14 protein-coding genes are annotated in these 16864 nt (G+C 68.9%); 8 read left to right on the forward strand and 6 right to left on the reverse strand.

What is annotated here, in order from left to right; translation table 11 throughout:
- Positions 1 to 73 precede the first annotated feature (73 nt).
- Both IFT87_RS16070 and IFT87_RS16075 read left to right on the forward strand, forming a co-directional pair.
- Positions 74 to 952, forward strand: coding sequence for a flagellin (locus IFT87_RS16070; protein ID WP_031395278.1), 879 nt, complete (start codon positions 74 to 76; stop codon positions 950 to 952).
- A gap of 220 nt (positions 953 to 1172) precedes the next feature.
- A complete protein-coding gene (locus IFT87_RS16075) occupies positions 1173 to 1478 on the forward strand; it encodes a hypothetical protein (protein ID WP_166747139.1) in 306 nt (101 codons plus the stop codon).
- Positions 1479 to 1524: 46 nt separating this feature from the next.
- Here IFT87_RS16075 and IFT87_RS16080 read toward each other — a convergent pair whose 3' ends face one another.
- The gene (locus IFT87_RS16080) at positions 1525 to 1977 is read right to left on the reverse strand and encodes a hypothetical protein (protein ID WP_192191231.1); all 453 of its coding nucleotides are present in this window, start codon (positions 1975 to 1977) and stop codon (positions 1525 to 1527) included.
- A gap of 115 nt (positions 1978 to 2092) precedes the next feature.
- On the opposite strand from IFT87_RS16080, the gene IFT87_RS16085 reads away from it, so the two are divergent.
- The 4 genes from IFT87_RS16085 (at position 2093) to glsA (ending at position 5178) form a co-directional block, all read left to right on the forward strand.
- Positions 2093 to 2320, forward strand: a complete 228-nt coding sequence (locus IFT87_RS16085) for a hypothetical protein (RefSeq protein ID WP_037532713.1) — start codon at positions 2093 to 2095, stop codon at positions 2318 to 2320.
- Positions 2317 to 3117 carry a hypothetical protein gene (locus IFT87_RS16090; protein WP_192191232.1) on the forward strand — a complete coding sequence of 267 codons (801 nt, stop codon included), beginning with the start codon at positions 2317 to 2319 and terminating at the stop codon, positions 3115 to 3117. Before IFT87_RS16085 ends, IFT87_RS16090 begins: the two co-directional genes overlap by 4 nt.
- Before the next feature lie 114 nt (positions 3118 to 3231).
- Positions 3232 to 4173, forward strand: a complete 942-nt coding sequence (locus IFT87_RS16095; RefSeq protein WP_192191233.1) for a hypothetical protein — start codon at positions 3232 to 3234, stop codon at positions 4171 to 4173.
- A gap of 69 nt (positions 4174 to 4242) precedes the next feature.
- Positions 4243 to 5178 (forward strand): glutaminase A, encoded by a 936-nt coding sequence (gene glsA / locus IFT87_RS16100; protein WP_037532357.1) that lies wholly within the window; start codon positions 4243 to 4245, stop codon positions 5176 to 5178.
- A 3-nt stretch (positions 5179 to 5181) separates the two neighbouring features.
- On the opposite strand, the gene IFT87_RS16105 is transcribed toward glsA, so the two are convergent.
- Together IFT87_RS16105 and IFT87_RS16110 are read right to left on the reverse strand one after the other, a co-directional pair.
- The gene (locus IFT87_RS16105; protein ID WP_192191234.1) at positions 5182 to 7617 is read right to left on the reverse strand and encodes an EAL domain-containing protein; all 2436 of its coding nucleotides are present in this window, start codon (positions 7615 to 7617) and stop codon (positions 5182 to 5184) included.
- A gap of 98 nt (positions 7618 to 7715) precedes the next feature.
- The gene (locus IFT87_RS16110; RefSeq protein ID WP_342211175.1) at positions 7716 to 8816 is read right to left on the reverse strand and encodes a serine hydrolase; all 1101 of its coding nucleotides are present in this window, start codon (positions 8814 to 8816) and stop codon (positions 7716 to 7718) included.
- Positions 8817 to 9241: 425 nt separating this feature from the next.
- Here IFT87_RS16110 and IFT87_RS16115 point away from each other — a divergent pair, with 425 nt between their 5' ends.
- On the forward strand, positions 9242 to 11932 hold the full coding sequence (locus IFT87_RS16115) for a TonB-dependent receptor plug domain-containing protein (RefSeq protein ID WP_037531330.1): 2691 nt from the start codon (positions 9242 to 9244) through the stop codon (positions 11930 to 11932).
- A gap of 47 nt (positions 11933 to 11979) precedes the next feature.
- Here IFT87_RS16115 and IFT87_RS16120 read toward each other — a convergent pair whose 3' ends face one another.
- From IFT87_RS16120 to IFT87_RS16130, 3 genes are read right to left on the reverse strand one after another with little or no spacing between them, the layout of a single operon-like run.
- Positions 11980 to 13509 (reverse strand): DHA2 family efflux MFS transporter permease subunit, encoded by a 1530-nt coding sequence (locus IFT87_RS16120; protein WP_031396601.1) that lies wholly within the window; start codon positions 13507 to 13509, stop codon positions 11980 to 11982.
- Positions 13510 to 13519: 10 nt separating this feature from the next.
- On the reverse strand, positions 13520 to 14704 hold the full coding sequence (locus IFT87_RS16125) for an HlyD family efflux transporter periplasmic adaptor subunit (protein ID WP_192099744.1): 1185 nt from the start codon (positions 14702 to 14704) through the stop codon (positions 13520 to 13522).
- Positions 14701 to 16143, reverse strand: coding sequence for an efflux transporter outer membrane subunit (locus IFT87_RS16130; protein WP_192191235.1), 1443 nt, complete (start codon positions 16141 to 16143; stop codon positions 14701 to 14703). The genes IFT87_RS16125 and IFT87_RS16130 overlap by 4 nt, the downstream gene beginning before the upstream one ends.
- 85 nt (positions 16144 to 16228) lie before the next feature.
- Between IFT87_RS16130 and IFT87_RS16135 the strand changes: the two genes are divergently transcribed.
- Positions 16229 to 16861, forward strand: a complete 633-nt coding sequence (locus IFT87_RS16135; protein WP_031438953.1) for a TetR/AcrR family transcriptional regulator — start codon at positions 16229 to 16231, stop codon at positions 16859 to 16861.
- Positions 16862 to 16864: the final 3 nt, after the last annotated feature.

Genomic DNA, 16864 nt, shown 5'->3' on the forward strand with positions numbered 1-16864 from the left:
ACCGCTCCGTCGGCGAGCCGCCGTACGGCTCAAGGACGCAGAAGCGACCGACTATTCCAGAAGGAAGAATATCATGGGAATGTCCGTTAACACCAATGTTGGCGCGATGGCGGCCCTTCAGGCCCTCAACGAGACCAGCAAGGGTCTGTCCGTCGTCCAGAGCCGCATCAACAGCGGCCTGAACGTCGCATCGACCAAGGACGATTCGGCAGCCTTCACGATCGCCCAGGGCCTTCGCGGCGATCTGGGTGGCCTCAAGGCGGTCAACTCCTCGCTCAGCCGGGCGAAGAGCGTGGCCGACGTTGCGGTCGCAGGCGCAGAGCAGATCTCGGACGTCGTCAACCAGATGAAGACGCTCGCCAAGCAGGCGTCGGACGATGGCATCAGCGACGAGAGCCGCGCTGCGTACAACAAGGACTTCACGGCCCTTCGCGACCAGATCAGCACGATCGTCGATTCGTCCGAGTTCAACGGTACGAACCTGCTCAAGACCGGCGGCGGCACCGTGAGTGCGTTGCAGTCGCTGACCAACAAGGCAACCGGCACCGACACCTACGATCCCGATACGCTCTCCATCGCCAACCAGGAAATCGACCTGCCGGCGACGGAAACCGCGTCCGCGGGCGTGGGTACCGGCGTGCTCGGCCAGGATTCGGAAATCGACACGGCTGCCAAGGCCAAGGCGATGGTCGATACCCTGGACACGCTGGGCAGCTCGCTCAACACCAAGCTGAGCGATCTCGGCTCGGGTTCGCGCAAGATCGACGCACAGATGACGTTCACCAGCAAGCTGTCGGACGCGATCGAAAGCGGCGTCGGCAAGCTGGTCGACGCGGATCTGGCCAAGGAATCGGCAAAGCTGCAGGCACTGCAGGTCAAGCAGCAGCTTGGCGTTCAGGCTCTGTCGATCGCCAACCAGGCACCGCAGACGATCACGTCGCTGTTCCGGTAAGCCGGTACGAGACACGATCCCGCCAAGTCCCCCAAGCACATCGGCGGGGGGTCGTGGAAACCGGGGTGGCCGATCGGCCATCCCGGTTTTTTCATGCCTGTTTTCAGGCGCCGGCGCGCCTCGATACGGGTAATCCCTTAATAGCCGTGCGGCGCGGTTCGACTAGGGTCGAGCGAACCGGCGGGCGGACCAGCCACGAACGGCCGGAGAGGATGAGGTCATGGACTACCGCGTTTCGCTGTCGCTCTCGGTCACCGACCCGCATGCGCTGTGGTCCGCCGCGGCGGCCTGTGCGCTGACCGCGCCGGGCATGACGCTCGACGACGTGATCGAGACGATCGGCAGCGAGCATGATCCCGACATCGCCGACTGCATCGCCCTGCTACTGCTGTCGCCGCGGATCACCGGGGCGCGGATCGAAGACTTCGCCTGCCGTCGCGCCGGCAGGCCCGAGCGCGTGGCCGACGTCACCCCGTTGCCGACCCGCCCCCGCGCGACGCGGCACGGCCTGAACGCCAACGCCTGAGACACGCCGGGCCGGGGTTCGGCGCAGCGCGCGGGCTCCAGCGCGATCAGGCGCGGCGCGCGGCCACCTCGACCAGCAACACCGCCGCGATCGTCGGATCGACCCGGCGCAGGGCCGTGGAGACGTCCTGCGCCAGTCGTCGTGCATCGACCGGCGTCGACGCGGAGGCATGCAACCGCGCGAATTCGATCGACGCGACCAGCGCCGCCTCGCGCAGTTCGGGCCGACGCGTCTCGATCGCCCCCGCGCCCGCGACATCCGCGGCCTGGAGCACCAGCTTGACCTTCAGCCGTCCGTCCGCGCGATCGCCCTCGACGATTGGCACGTCGAGTGGATCGAGCATCACGAACAGCGGCGACGGCCGTACGGATTCACCTTCCGCCCCGCCTCCTTCCGCCCCGCCCCCTTCGGACGCCGCCGCGCCCGGCGCCATGACCGGCGCGGTCAGCAGCGCCGCGATCAGCAGCGCGATCTGCTTGGGTGAAGGGCGGGTGCGCATCGCTCGGGCTCCGGTTTGTGGTTTCGTCGGGACGTCGCCCCGAATGCCGGCCCACGCCGACGATCCGCAGGTCTTTGCCTCTATAATAGGAGGATAGCGGAGGGATGGAGCGCAAGTGAGCCACGATCAGAAACCCGCGCGCGTCAGGATCGTCGCGAACGGCGCCGCGACGGACGCCCGTCGGCGCGGCGATGCAACGGCGATCGCGCCGATGCCGACCACCGGACCAGTCGATGGTCATCATGCCGCTGCAGGCAACAGGGTCGCGACGATCGTCCTCGCGCTGCTGTTCCTTGGCGCCGCCGCCGCTGCCGCGGTCGCGGTGACCTTGGCCTTCGCATGATCCGCCTCGCCATCGCGCTGGCGATCGGCGCGGGGCTGGCCGGACCGCATGCCGCGCGCGCTGCCGAACCGTCGCATCCGAGCGCGCCGCACCCGAGCACGCCGCACCCAAGCACGACGCCCGCGCAACCGTCGCCACCCGCCCCCGCCCGCCCGGCGCCTGTACCCTTTGCCGCCGAGCTCGCCGCGCAGCCGCTGCCGCCGGCGCGCACCGCCTGGACCGCGATGAGCGAGCAGGCGGCCTGGGCGGCGCTTGCGACCGCCACGCCCGCGACGCGGCAGGCGACACGCTGGCGCTATGCGCTCGCCCTGATCGCGCGCGACCGCGCCGGCGAGGCGCTCGGCGTGCTCGACGTGATGGCGGCCGACGATACCGGGCTAGCAAAGGTCGCCGCGTGGCGACGCGCGCGCGGCGTCGCGCTCGGGCGCCTCGGGCGGACCGATCCGGCGATCGCGGCGCTCGACGACCCTGCGCTCGCGACCGATCCCGAGACCTGTCTGTGGCGGATGCGGATCCTGGCGGAGGCGGGTCGTGCGGCGCCGGCGCTGGGCGTGCTCGGCTGTGCGATGCCCGCGCTGAACGCGCGTGGCGCCAAGGCGCGCCGCCCCTTCATCCTCGCCGCCGCGCGCGCGGCGATCGACGCAGGGAGGCCCGGCCCGGCGCGCGACTGGCTCGATCGCCTCCCGGCAACCGACGCGGCGGCCGCGGTGCTGCACGGCGAGGCCGACCGCGCGCTCGGCGCCGCCGCGACGAGCCGTCGCTGGTTCGATCTGGCCGCGCGCACCGGTGATCCCTAACAGCGCGCCGCGGCCACGCTCGGCACGATCGAGACCGATCTGGCCGCACGCACGCTCGCCCCGCCGGCCGCGGCGCGCCGGCTGGCGGCGCTGCTGTTCCGCTGGCGGGGGGGCATGGTCGAACGCCGCGGGCTGACGCTGGCGATGAGCCTCGCCACCCGCCGCGGCGACGAACCCGCATTGCTGGCGGCGGCCGCCGCACTCTTGCGCTACGGCAATGTCGGCGCCGACGCCGCGCCGCTGTCGGCGACCGTCCAGGCGCATCTCGTCGCACTGGTGGCGCCGCAATCGACCATGCCGCTCGGCACCGCCGCCGGTCTGCTCTGGGACTATCGCGACCTGATGCCGACGGGCGCGGACGGCGACCGCGTGGTGTGGATGCTCGCCGACCGGCTGCAACAGGCCGGGCTCTATCGCCGCGCCGCCGAACTGCTCGAACGCCGGCTGTCCACCACGCAGCGCGACGTCGAACAGGGCCCCCTGTCGATCCGCGTCGCGACGCTGCGGATCCTGGCGGGGGCGCCCGACGCCGCGGTCCGCGTGCTGCGCGAGACCGCGATGATCCCCTATCCCGACACGATCCAGGACGAGCGCCGCCGGCTCCAGGCGGTCGCGCTCGAACTGCTCGGCCGCCACGCCGAAGCGGTGGCGACGCTCGCCGACATCCGCGACGCGACGCCGATCCGCGCCGAATTCGACTGGCACGCGCGCGACTGGTCGGGCTTAGCCGCCAGCGGCACCGCGCTGCTGCCCGCCCCCGGAGCGCGCGGTGGCCTGTCCGCGGAGGGCCAGGCGATCGTCCTGCGCCAGGCGATCGCCCATGCGATGCTCGGACAGGAAGCCGCGCTGGCGCGGCTCAACCGGCGCTATGCCCGCGCCTTCGCCGCGCTGCCCACCGCGCCGGTGTTCGCGATGCTGACCGCGCCGGTCGGAGGCTTCGACCCGGCGCGGCTCGATTCCGCGATGACCGCGCTGTCCGCGGCGGGACCGGCGGGCGCGATCGGCGACCTGCTGACCGCGGGACAGGCGGCGCGGACGTCGACGCGACTGGACTAGGCCGCCGCGCCCCTGCCCACGGATCATGCGCGCCGCCTGCGAGTTGACCCTGTTCACCAGGAGAGCCGCATGCCCAGCACGATCGCGCAGATCATCACCGAGATCGCCGCCGAGATCACCGACGACGCCGCGCGGATCGAGGCGTCGGCGGACCGCAAGGAGGAGGCCGCGCCCGGGCCGATCGGCATCGCGGTCGCGCTGACGACGGGCACGCTGCTGACCGCGGGTGCGGCGACGACGGCGTTCCCGATCCAGAGCATCTCGAAGCTGTTCGCGCTCGACCTCGCGCTCGCGGCGATCGGCGACGACGTCTTTGCGCGCGTCGGGAAAGAGCCGTCGGGCGACCCATTCAACTCGATCGTCGATCTCGAGCGGACCAAGGGCGTGCCGCGCAACCCGTTCATCAACGCAGGCGCGCTGGCGGTCGTCGATATCCTGGTCGAACACCGGCCCGAGGACGGCGACGATCCGGCGGTCGCCCGGCTGATCGGGCGCGAGACCGGGTCCGATAGCGTCACGTTCGACGAGGACGTGATGGCGTCCGAGCAGGAGGGCGGCGATCTCAACCGCGCGATGATGAGCTTCATGCGGCATCACGGCAATCTCCATGCCGATCCCGATGCGGTGATGGCCGCCTATGTCCGCAACTGCGCGATCGCGCTGGATTGCCGTGGCCTTGCCAAAGCAGGCGCGTATCTCGCGGCGACGCGGCGGACGCCCGATGATCCTGAGGCCGACGCGGTGGCCAAACGCCACCGTACGGTGCTCGGCCTGATGATCACCTGCGGCCATTATGACGGGTCGGGGGATTTCGCGGTGCGGGTCGGCTTGCCCGCCAAGAGCGGCGTCGGCGGCGGCATTCTCGCGATCGTGCCCGACCGGGCGGCGATCGCGGTCTGGTCGCCCAATCTCGACCAGCACGGCAACAGCATCCTCGGCATCCGCGCGCTCGAGATGATCGCGCACCGGACCGGCTGGTCGGTGTTCGGGCCGCCGCTGGTCTGACGCTCAGGCGGCGAGCCGGGTAACCGTCACCCCCGAGGATTGCGGGTCGGTGTCGCCGGGTGCGCCGATGATCGTGTCCCCCGGCAGCTCGGCGAAGTCCGCCGTCGCATCGGTGAACGGGACGACCGGGCGGCCGAGCAGATAGCCCTGCGCCACGTCGCAGCCGATATCGTGCAGCACGTCGAGCTGTTCGCGCGTCTCGACCCCCTCGGCATGCGTCAGCACGCCCAGTTCCTTGCCGATCGCGACGGTCGCGCGCAGCACCGCCATGCAGCGCGGATCATTCGCCGCCTCGGCGACGAAGCTGCGGTCGATCTTGATCCGGTCGAAACGGAAGTCGCGCAAATGCGCGAGCGACGATTGCCCGGTGCCGAAATCGTCGAGCGACACCTTGATGCCGAGCTTGCGGATCCGGTCGAGCATCACCGCGGTCCGGCCCGCATCGTCGATCAGCGCGGTCTCGGTGATCTCGATCTCGACCCGCTCGGGGGCGACGCCGTGGATCAGGATCGCCTGGGTCAGGCTGTGCAGCAGCCCTTCCGACTTCAGCTGCGCGGCGGAAATGTTGATCGCGACGTTGAGATGCGGCGACCAGCCCGCGAGGTGGCGGCACGCCTCCATCATCACCCAGCGGCCGATATCCTCGACCAGTCCGCATTGCTCGGCGATCGGGATGAAGACGCCCGGCGGGATCCAGCCGCGCTCCGGGTGGTTCCAGCGGATCAGCGCCTCATAGCCCGTCGTGCCCCCGGTCAGCAGATCGACGACCGGCTGGAAGGCGAGCGCGAAGCCGCCCGTCTGGACCGCCTCGTGCAGGTCGTCGACGATCCCCTGACGTTCGGCGAGCCGTTCGGCGAGCCCGGGCAGATAGGCCTGCGCGCGCCGCCGTCCGAGACGCTTGGCCTCGTACAGCGCCATGTCCGCGCGCTTCATCAGGTCGTCGGCGGAACAGGCGCCCGAAAAGTGGGAAATGCCGATGCTGCAGCTCGGCAGCAGCCGGCAACCGTTGATGACGACCGCGCCGCTCAATTGCGCGACGATCGAATCGGCGAGCGCCGCCGCCGCGTCACCCGTTTCGCTGGCGAGGATCGCGAGCTCGTCGCCGCCCATCCGCGCGATGAAGCTGTCCTGGGGCAGCAGCCGCGTCAGCTCGGCCGCGACATGGACCAGCAGCTGGTCGCCGACCGCGTGACCAAAGGCATCGTTGATCCGCTTGAAATCGTCGAGGTCGATCATCAGCAGCGAGAAGGGCGTGCCGATCCGGATCCTCGCCTCCTTCTGCTCGCGCAGCGACCGGCGGTTCCCCAGCCCGGTCAGCGGATCATGATAGGCCAGGTGCGTCAGGTTGCGCAGCGCCTGCCGCTCCGCGCTGACGTCGTTGAAGGTCAGCACCACGCCCTTGGACTGCATCGGACGACACTGCATCCGATAGACGCAGCCATCGTCCATCGCCCATTCGCGGTCGAACGTCGCGTCGGTCCGGATCCATTGCTGCATCGCCGCGCGGATCTCGGCGCGCCGCTCGGGCAGCCAGCCGCGATGCCGCGCGACAATGTCGATACAGGCGGTGATCGTCATACCCGGCGCGATCGCCCCGTCCGGGATCGCGTACATCTCGAGGAACCGGTGGTTGAAATGCTGCAGCCGGGCATTGCCGTCGATGAACACCAGCCCGTCCGACATGCTTTCGAGCACCGCTCTCAGCGTGTGCCCCTCTTCCTCGCGCGTCGTCCTGAACCGCTCGAAGGTCAGCAGGCTGGCGAGGCAGGTGACCGACACGCCAAACGCCATGCAGGCGGCGACGAGGCCCGGCGACAACAGGCTGCCGCGCACGTCGCCGATGCTGCCGATCACGATATCGCCCGACAGCGCGACGAAATGCGTCGTGCAGATCGCGAGCGCGAACAGCATGCAGGCGGCGGTGCGCGACCGCGCCCAGCCGCGGTGGAGCTGCCACGTCGCCATCAGCACCGTCCCGAGCACCAGCCCGGTGATGTTCGTCGGCCAGGAAAACACGTGGACGCAATCGGTCATGCCCGTCAGCCCGACCGCATGCATGCACCAGATGCCCGCGCCCGCGATCGTCGCCGCGGCGATCCGCGCGACGCGGCGGCGCAGGCGGGTGACCGCGACCAGCGGCACGCCGACCAGCGCGATGCCGACCAGCGCCGACAGGATCGTGATCGGCACGTCGTAGCGCAGCAGAAGGTCGGGACGATAGGCGAGGATCGCGATGAAATGCGTCGCCCAGACGCCGAGCCCCGCGGCGAGCGCAAGCGCGGCGTGCCGCCAGCCGAGCGGCTCGCCGGGCTGCGCCGCGGTCCGGTCGAGATCGATCGCGAGCATCGCCACCGACCAGCTCGCGGTCAGGCAGATTCCGACCGCGACGGCGACCAGCGACCCCGAATGCTCGAAATGAAGATTGAAAAGGGGGACCACGATCTTTGCTCTCAGGACGTAACTCCCAATCGCATGAATTTATTAAAGAAAGTTATAACCGAAACGGCTTGATAGGGCCCCTTGCCCGGCCGGCACGATCAATTGCCCGCCGAGGCGACCACGGCCCGGGTCACGTCGCCCATCAACCGCATCCGCACCGGAATCGGCTCGCGCGTGCTGGCGATCATCACCGCGACCGCATAGCGATGGCCGTTCGGCGCGACGAGCAGCCCGATATCGTTATAGCCGGTCGACAGGCTGCCCAGGTCCTGCCCGGTGCCGGTTTTGTGCGCCAGCGACCAGCCCGGCCGCAGCCCCGATTTCAGTCGCAGCGGCCCGGTCTTGCTCGACCGCATCAGCGTCAGCAGCGACGCGGTCGAACGCGCGCTCAACAGCTTGCCCTGCGCGAGCAGCGACAGGCCGAGCGTCACGCCATTGGCGGACGCACCGTCGTAGGGCGCCGCGAGATAGCGGTTCAGCGCCTTCGCCCGCGCCTCGTAGGTCATCGCCGCGCGCGCCTGGAGAAAGCCCCAGCCCCCCGCCCATTCGGGCCGCCATTCGAGCCCCGCGGTCTTCGCCTGCAGCACCCGTTCGCCCGGGCCGAAGGTCACGCCCTCGACACCCTTGGCGTCGAGCATCCGGTTGATCGCCGCGGGCCCGCCGACGCGCCACAACAGCACGTCGTTGCAGGTATTGTCGCTGCGCGTCATCGCGCCGCGTAACAGCTCGTCGATCGTCGTCGTATAACCGTCCGGGCCGATCAGCGTGCGGATCGGCTGATGGAACAGCGTCAGGTCGGCACGCGTCAGCGTGACGCGGTCGGACAGCGAAATCTGCCCGCGGTCGACGGCGTCCATCACCGCGATCGCCACCCACAGCTTGCTGACGCTTTGCTGCGGACGCCGCGTGTCGCCGTCCCAGGCCACCACCCAGCCCTCGTCGATGTCGCGCACGGTGATGCCCACCTGTCCCTTGAAGCTCGCGCCGAGCGCCTGCACCGCGTTGAGCAGGTCCGCCGCGGGCTGGGGCCTCGGCGACGGCCGCGTCGGCGACGATGGCCGGGGCGCCGGCGCCACGGTCGTGACGGTCAACGGCGGCGGTGCGGGGCGCATCGGCTGGCGCCCCGCGGGGACGCACGCGCCCAGGCTGGTGACCGCGGCAAGGATCCCGGCGAGGCGATGAGACACTGAAATTGACACGATAAGTTCCCCTTGTCCGCTGCTTAGCGCGCTGAGCGCTGCGCGGAACCCGAAAGCTGCCACGTCTGCCGCGTTTCGGGTTCCGCCGGTCGCACGCCGCCGATCCGCCGCGACCCGGCTTTGGCCCCGGTGGCGCTGCCCGGCCCACCACGTCCGCCGCCCCTTGTCTGGCTGGAACCGGGACAATCGATTGCGTCAATTCTGCAACATTATGACGTCCATATGAAAGTCGTGCGTATTTTCGGTTGCAAAGACGGGACCGCTATGGCCGTTTGTTGCCAAGACAGGTCAGAGACGAAGCCGGACAGGCGGCCGTCCTTGCGTGTGACAGGGCAATTTCCGCAGGCGCGCCAAGGGGAATCGGCGGTCTGGAACGGCGATGATGGGGGAGGATCCTGAGAGCCACTTTTCAAAGGGGGCTTAGGATGATCAGATACACGACCTCGACCGTCGCACTGGCGGTCGCACTTCTTGCCGGGTCCGCCGCCTTCGCAGCGACGCCCGGCAGCGGACAGGATGGCGCCGCGCCCACACCCGTACCGGCCAGCGCCGTGCAGGAAAGCGTACCCGACGCCGCCAGCGCGACCCCCGAGCCGTCGAACGACATCGTCGTGCTGGGCACGCGCCGCACCGATCGCACGCTCGCCACGTCGCCGTCGCCGGTCGACGTGATCAGTTCGGCCGAACTGACGTCGCAGCCCGCCGCCAACATGATCGACGCGCTCAAGAATATCGTGCCGTCCTTCTACGCCGGGCAGAATTCGATCTCCGACGCCTCGACCTTCGTCCGCTCGCCGTCGCTGCGCGGCCTGTCGGGCGATCAGGTGCTCGTGATGATCAACGGCAAACGCTATAATCGCTCGGCGCTCGTCCAGGTCTATGGCGGCAGCGACACCGGGCTCGGCCGCGGTGCGCAGGGGCCCGACATCTCGGCGATCCCGTCGCTCGCGATCGGCAATCTGCAGGTGCTGCGCGAGGGCGCGACCGCGCAATATGGCTCCGACGCGATCGCCGGCGTGCTCAATTATGGCCTGCGCGAGGATCAGGGGATCGAGCTGGTCGGTCGCGCCGGCCAATATTATGCGGGCGACGGCGAAAGCTATCAGATCGCGGGCAACGCGGGCGTGAAGGGCGACTGGGGCTTCATCAACGTCACCGGCGAATATGTCGACGAAGGCCAGACCAGCCGCGGCCGCACCCGCCCGTCGGCCGCCAATTTCGCGCAGAATTTCCCGGCGCTCGCGAACCAGCTCCCCAATTATCCGCTGCCCGTGCAGATCTGGGGCAATTCCCCCTCGCACGGCTTCAAGTCGGTCTACAACTCGGCGATCAACGTCACCGACAGCAGCAAGATCTACGTCTTTGCCAATTATGCGCAGAGCAAGGGCAATCAGAGCTTCAACTACCGCGCCTCGGTGTCGAGCACCGCGGTCGACACGAACGGGGTGGTCCGCAATCAGGGCGCGAACGGCGCGTTCAACAACACCTTCTTCCTCACCCCCTGCCCGACCGGCAACGCGACCTGCCCGAGCGGCGGCTTCGTTCGCGACGGCAACACCTTCCGCTTCGGCACGCTCTACCCCGCCGGCTTCACGCCGCGCTTCGTCGGCAAGACGCAGGAAGTGTACGGGGTGCTCGGCTACAAGGGCACGTCCGGCGCCTTCAGCTATGACCTGTCCGGCACGCTGGCGCGCAACAAGCTGTCGCTGTCGATGTATGACTCGGCCAATTTCTCCTACGGCCCGGCGACGCAGACCAGCTTCGACTTTGGCGACCTGATCCAGAAGGAAACCAACTTCAACGCCGACTTCACCTATGCCGCCGACCTCGGTCTCGCCGCACCGCTGACCATCTCGGCGGGCGGGGAGTTCCGCAAGGAAACCTACGAACAGACCGCGGGCGACACGCAATCCTATGCCGCGGGACCCTATGCGATCGCGCAACAGCTCTTCACCCAGACCGCGCCGGGCGTGTACGTCGCCTCCGGCACGACCGCGGCGCAGGGCGTCGGCGCGAGCGGCTATGCGGGCACCAGCCCCGCCACCGCAGGCAAGTTCAGCCAGAAGGCCTATGCCGCCTATGTCGGGCTCGAAACCGATCTGACCGACGCGCTGACGGTCGGCGCGGCGGGCCGGTACGAACATTACAACACATTCGGCGATGCCTGGGTCGGCAAGGTGAACGCGCTGTACAAGTTCGCCGACGCCTTCTCGGTCCGCGGCAGCTTCGGCACGGGCTTCCACGCACCGTCGCCGGGCCAGTCGAACGTCTCGATCGTCACGACCTCGTTCAACAACGGCGTCGCGTTCCAGGCGGGCACCTACCCGACCAACACTGCGGTCGCGCAATATTATGGCGCGAGCAACCTGACCCCGGAAAAATCGACCAATTACGGACTCGGCTTCATCCTCGAACCGGTCCGCGGGATGACGGTCACGGTCGATGGCTACCGGATCAACCTGCGCAACCGGATCGGCCTGACCTCGCCCTTCATCGTCACCGCGGCGGACCTTGCCGCGCAGCCGGCGCTGCTGCCGGTCGGTGTCGGCGGCCAGGTCCAGTATTTCACCAACGGCTTCAAGACGCGCACCCAGGGCATCGACGTCGTCGGCACCTACCGCACGCGGTTCAGCGAGGCGGAGCTGAACTTCTCGCTGGCGTATAACTACAACGACACCAAGGTTACCGAGTTCGATGCCCGGGTGGTCGGCACCGCGCAGCTGATCGACGCGGAGAATCTCGCGCCAAAGCACCGCGTCGTCTTCAACGCCGGCTGGACGCTCGACAATCTGAGCCTGAACGTGCGCGAGAATTACTACAGCTCGTTCACCAGCGCGCAGGATTACGGCCAGACCAACGGCGTGCCGAATCAGGTGTTCAGCGGCAAGTTCGTCACCGATCTGGAGCTCAGCTACACCTTCGCCGAGCATTTCACGGTCGCGGTCGGCGCGCAGAACTTCACCGACGAGCATCCCGATCGGCTCAAGCCGACCTCGACCGTGCAGATCTATCCGCTGACCGGCGGCACGTCGGACGGCCAGGTCTATCCGCGCAACGGCGGGCCGTTCGGCTTCAACGGCGGCTTCTACTATACGCGTCTGCGCGTGAAATACTGAGACCGGGCGGGGGGCGCCGCGGTGCCCCCCGTCATCTCACCACCGGATCAGTGCGCAGCGGCGGGGTCGACCGGCCGGGCGGGCCGCGGCGCCAGCCAGATGATCGCGGCGGACACGAAGAAGATCAGCGCGGCAAAGGCGAACAGGTGGTTCGTCGCCAGTGCGAAGCTCTCCTGCTCGACCACCCGCTCGATCAGCCCGCGCCCCTGTTCCGCGCTCAGTCCGTGCTGCTGCGCGTTGGCGATCACCTGATCGCCATTGTTGAGGATGTTGGTCAGCTCGGCGCGGTTCGTCTGCGCGTTGTTCTGCCACATGGTACTGCCGATCGAGGTGCCGATCGCCGCCGCCAGCGTGCGCAGGAAGCTCATCACGCCCGCCGCCGACGCGGTCTCCTCGGGATTGACCGCACCCAGCGCGATGATCGTCAGCGGGATGAAGAAGAACGGCATGCCCAGCCCCTGGACGAGCTGCGGCGCCGCCAGGATCCAGAAATCCGCGCCGCTGAACCAGAAGGTCCGCAGCACCGACGTCAGCCCGAGCCAGAAGATCCCGAAACACACCAGCGCGCGCGGATCGACCTTGTTGCTCAGCTTGGCGACGATCGGCGAGAAGATCACCGCGAGCACGCCGTTGAACGCGGTCACATAGCCCGCATCGCTCGCGGTATAGCCCATCGTCGACTGCAGCCATTGCGGGATGATCACGACCGAGGCGAAGAACGTCCCGAAGCTGAAGGCGAGCGCGGTCACCGCGACGGTGAACCCGCGGTGCCGGAACACGCGCAGGTCGACGATCGGGTTGCCCGCGGTCAGCTCCCAGATCAGGAAGGTGACGAAGCCGATCGCCGCGATGATCGCGCAACCGACGATGAAGCTCGACCCCAGCCAGTCATGCTCACGCCCCAGATCGAGCATGATCTGCAACGCCGCGATCCACACGACCATCAGGAACAGGCCGAAACGGTCGATCGGCACGATCTCGGTCTTGGTCTCCGACTTGCGCAACAGCGTGAAGACGCCGACGATGCAGAAGATCGCGATCGGCAGGTTGATGTAGAAGATCCACGGCCAGGACCAGTTGTCGCTGATCGTCCCGCCCAGGATCGGCCCGAGGATCGGCGCGGTGACCGTCGTCATCGCCCAGGCGCCCATCGCCGCCGCGCGCTTCTGCGGGGGAAAGATGGTCAGCAGCAGCGTCTGCGTCAGCGGCATCAGCGGGCCGCCGCAAAAGCCCTGCCCGATCCGGAACGCGACCATCGCGCCGAGCGACGAGGCGAGGCCGCACAAGGCGGAGAAGACCGCAAAGCCGATCATCGCCGCCATGAAGACGCGGATCGTCCCGAACCGCCGGACCAGCCACCCGGTCAGCGGCACGCAGATCGCCTCGGCGACCGAATAGGAGGTGACGACCCAGGTCCCCTGAGTCGGCGACACGCCGAGCCCGCCCGAGATATGCGGCACCGACACATTGGCGATGGTCGTGTCGAGCACCACCATGAAGTTGGTCAGCGCCAGCACGAAGCCCGCAAGGATGAGGCGCGGGCCGGTCAGCACCGGCGCGGACGTGTCGGCGGCCATCGATCCGTTCCTAGCGATCGCCCGAGATGTCGATCTCGGCGTCCATCGACAGCCCGACGCGCAACGGATGATCGCGCAGTTCCTTGGGGTCGAGCGCGATGCGTACCGGCAGACGCTGGACCACCTTGATCCAGTTGCCGGTCGCGTTCTGCGCGGGGATCAGCGCGGACGACGCGCCGGTCCCGCCGGCGAGCCCGACGACGCGGCCGTGATAGACGACGTCGTCGCCATGCAGGTCGGAGATCAGCGTCGCATGCTGGCCGACGCGAACATGCTGCAACTGGCCCTCCTTGTAGTTGGCGTCGACATAGAGCTGGTCGACCGGCACGATCACCATCGCCGCGGTGCCGGGCGCGAGCCGCTGGCCGATCTGGACGTTGCGCTGCGAGATCACGCCGTCGATCGGCGCACGGACGACCGCACGCGACAGGTCGAGCCGGGCCTGGCGCAGCTTGGCGCGCGCGGCGAGGACCTCGGGGGCGTTGTCGCGCGTCGTGCCGCGGGTCAGCGCGGTGTTGGCGGCGCGATCCTCGAGCGCGGAGGCGCGCGTCGCGGTCGCCTGCGCGATCCCCGCCTGCGCGATCGCGACATTGGCGCGTGCGGTGCGTAGCGCGTTCGTCGCTGCGGTCACCTCGTCACCCGATACCGCGCCCGCCGCGACCAGCGCCTGGCGACGCTGATAATCGATCTGCGCGCGGTCGAGATTGCCCTGGGCGAGCAGCAGCTGCGCGCGGGCGGCACCGATATCGGCACCGCGCGCATTGGCCTGCGCCTGGAGCGCATCGCCCGTCGCCGCGGTCTGGCCATAGCGGCGCTCGGCGCCTGCCAGATCGGCTTCGGCCTGCGCGACCGCGATCTGCAGGTCGGCATCGTCGAGCCGCATCAACACCTGCCCGCGCTTGACGGTCTGTGTGTTGCTCACCGTGACCGCGATCACCTGCCCGCTGACCAGCGGCATGACCTGCGCGGTTTCGGCGGCGACATAGGCGTTGTCGGTCGTCACGCGCTTCGACAGCACGAGCGCATCGTAGACGAAATACAGGATGGCGATCACGACCAGCACGGCCGCGAAGATCAGCAGCAGCCGCTTGCGCTTGCCCGGGTTGGCGGTGTCGACCTTGGGGCTGTCCTTGGGATCGGCCTTGGGCTCCTCGGCAGGAGTCTGGTCGCTGTCGTGGGATGGGGTGTCCATCATCGTGTCCCGCTGGTCTGGATAAGGGGTTGGAAGCCGCCGCCGAGCGCGCGCACCAACTGCACGTCGAGCGCGAACCGGCGCGAATCGATCGCCGCGACCGAACGCCGCGCGGTCAGCACCGCTTCCTCGGCGCTCAGCACGTTGAGAAAGGTCGACAGGCCGCCGCGATAGCGCAGCTGCGCCACCTGATACGCGCCTTCGGCATCGACCAGCGACGCGCGCGCATCGCGCATCTGTGCGGCGACCTGGCGCCGGCTGGTCACGACATCCGCGACCTCGCGCAGCGCGTTGATCACGATGCGGTCATAGCTGCCGACCGCCTCGTCATACTGGCCGCGCGCCTGCCGATACTGGCCCTGCAGCGCGCCGCCGCGAAAGATCGGCAGGCTGATCGCCGGGCCGACATTGCCGATGCTCGATCCGCCCTTGAACAGGTTGTCGAGGCCGAGCGATTGCAGCCCGATCAGCCCCGACAGGCTGAGATTGGGGTAGAAATCGGCGCGGGCGACCTTGATCCGGCTCGCCGCCGCTTCGGCGCGGGCGCGGGCGGCGGCGACGTCGGGACGCCGGCCGATCAGGCCGATCGCCGCGTCGGCGGGCAGTTCGGTGGCGAGCACGGGGACCGCAGGCCGGGTGATCGTCAGTGCGCGATCGGGCCCGGCCCCGAGCAGCGCGGCGATCGCGTTCTTGGCGAGCGCGATCTGTTCGGCGTTGCTGGCCAGGTCGACCCGCGACGCCGGCACCGCGGAACGCGCCTGTTTGAGCTCGGCCTGCGTATCGAGCCCGATCGCGACACGCTCGTTCACCAGCCGCTCGCTCGCGCTGCGCACCGCATTCGCCCGCTGCAGCACGTCCTGTTCGGCATAGAGCCGCGCAAGATCGGCATAGCGCGCGGCGATATCGGTCGCGAGCGTCAGCGCCGCCTGCTCGCCGTCGAGCCGCGCGGCCTCCGCCTCCGACGTCGCCGCGACCAGTGCCGCACGGTTGCGCCCGAACAGGTCGAGATCGAGACCTGCGTCGAGTGCCAGCCGGCCCGTGTCGTTCCAGCCCTTCGGAATGAATTCCGCGGGGATGCCGTTATTGTAGCTCTGCTTGTTGAGCCCGACCGTGCCCTCGGCGTCGAGCCGCGGCTGGTTGGCGGCACCCGCCTGCTGCACCGCGCCGCGCGCGGTCCGCACGCGGGCCGCCGCGATCGCGATGTCGGGCGATCCCGCCAGCGCTTCGGTGATCAGCGTGTCAAGCTGCGCATCGCCGTAGCCCCGCCACCACTGCGCCGCCGGCCACGCCGCATTCGACGCCGGGCCGTTCGACGCGAGGCTGTTGCGCGATGCATAGGTGTCCGCGGATGCCAGGACGGGCGGCGGCCCCAGATCGGGCACCGCGCAGCCGGCAAGCCCGGCTGCGATTGCGGTGCAGCCGGCGAATCGAATCAGTCGCATTGAATCATCGTACTCCTGCGTACGCTCGGCAGATGGTCCCGGGTCGTGGACTTGTCAATAAATAATCGTACCGTATAGTACGGCTATGTCCGAGCCGAAAACCCGCCGCGATCTGAACCGCGAAGCCCGTCGCGAGACGATCGTGGCGACCGCGCGCGAGGCGTTTCTCGACCATGGCTATGCCGCCACCTCGATGTCGACGATCGCCGTGCAGCTCGGCGGGTCGAAGGGGACGCTCTGGGCCTATTTCCCCTCCAAGGAGGATCTGTTCAGCGCGGTGCTCGACGATGTCACGTCGAACTTCCGCCAGAGCCTCGAGGATGCGCTGCGCCCGGGGCGCGACTGTGCGACGACGCTGCTCGATTTCCTCGAACGCTTCCAGGGCAAGCTGCTGCATCCCGACAATATCCGGCTGCACCGGCTGATCGTCGGCGAAGGCGGGCGGTTTCCCGAGATCGGTCGCATCTTCTATGCCCGCGGCCCGCAGATCGTGATCGAGCAGCTTTCACTCTATCTGCGCGGGCGGATGGACGCCGGCGACCTGCGCGCCGATGATCCGGTGCAGGCGGCGATGCACCTGCTGCTGCTCGCCCAGACGCAACAGAATCTGCGGCTCTGGGGAGTGGTCGGCATGCCCGGTCCCGAGGAAGCGCGCCAGCAGGCGGCGCGCGCGCTCGATCTGTTCACGCGCGCTTATGGGGCAAAGGTCGCGCCGTAACGG

This window comes from Sphingomonas sp. CFBP 8765 (genome assembly GCF_014841445.1).
Lineage (GTDB): Bacteria > Pseudomonadota > Alphaproteobacteria > Sphingomonadales > Sphingomonadaceae > Sphingomonas > Sphingomonas aerolata.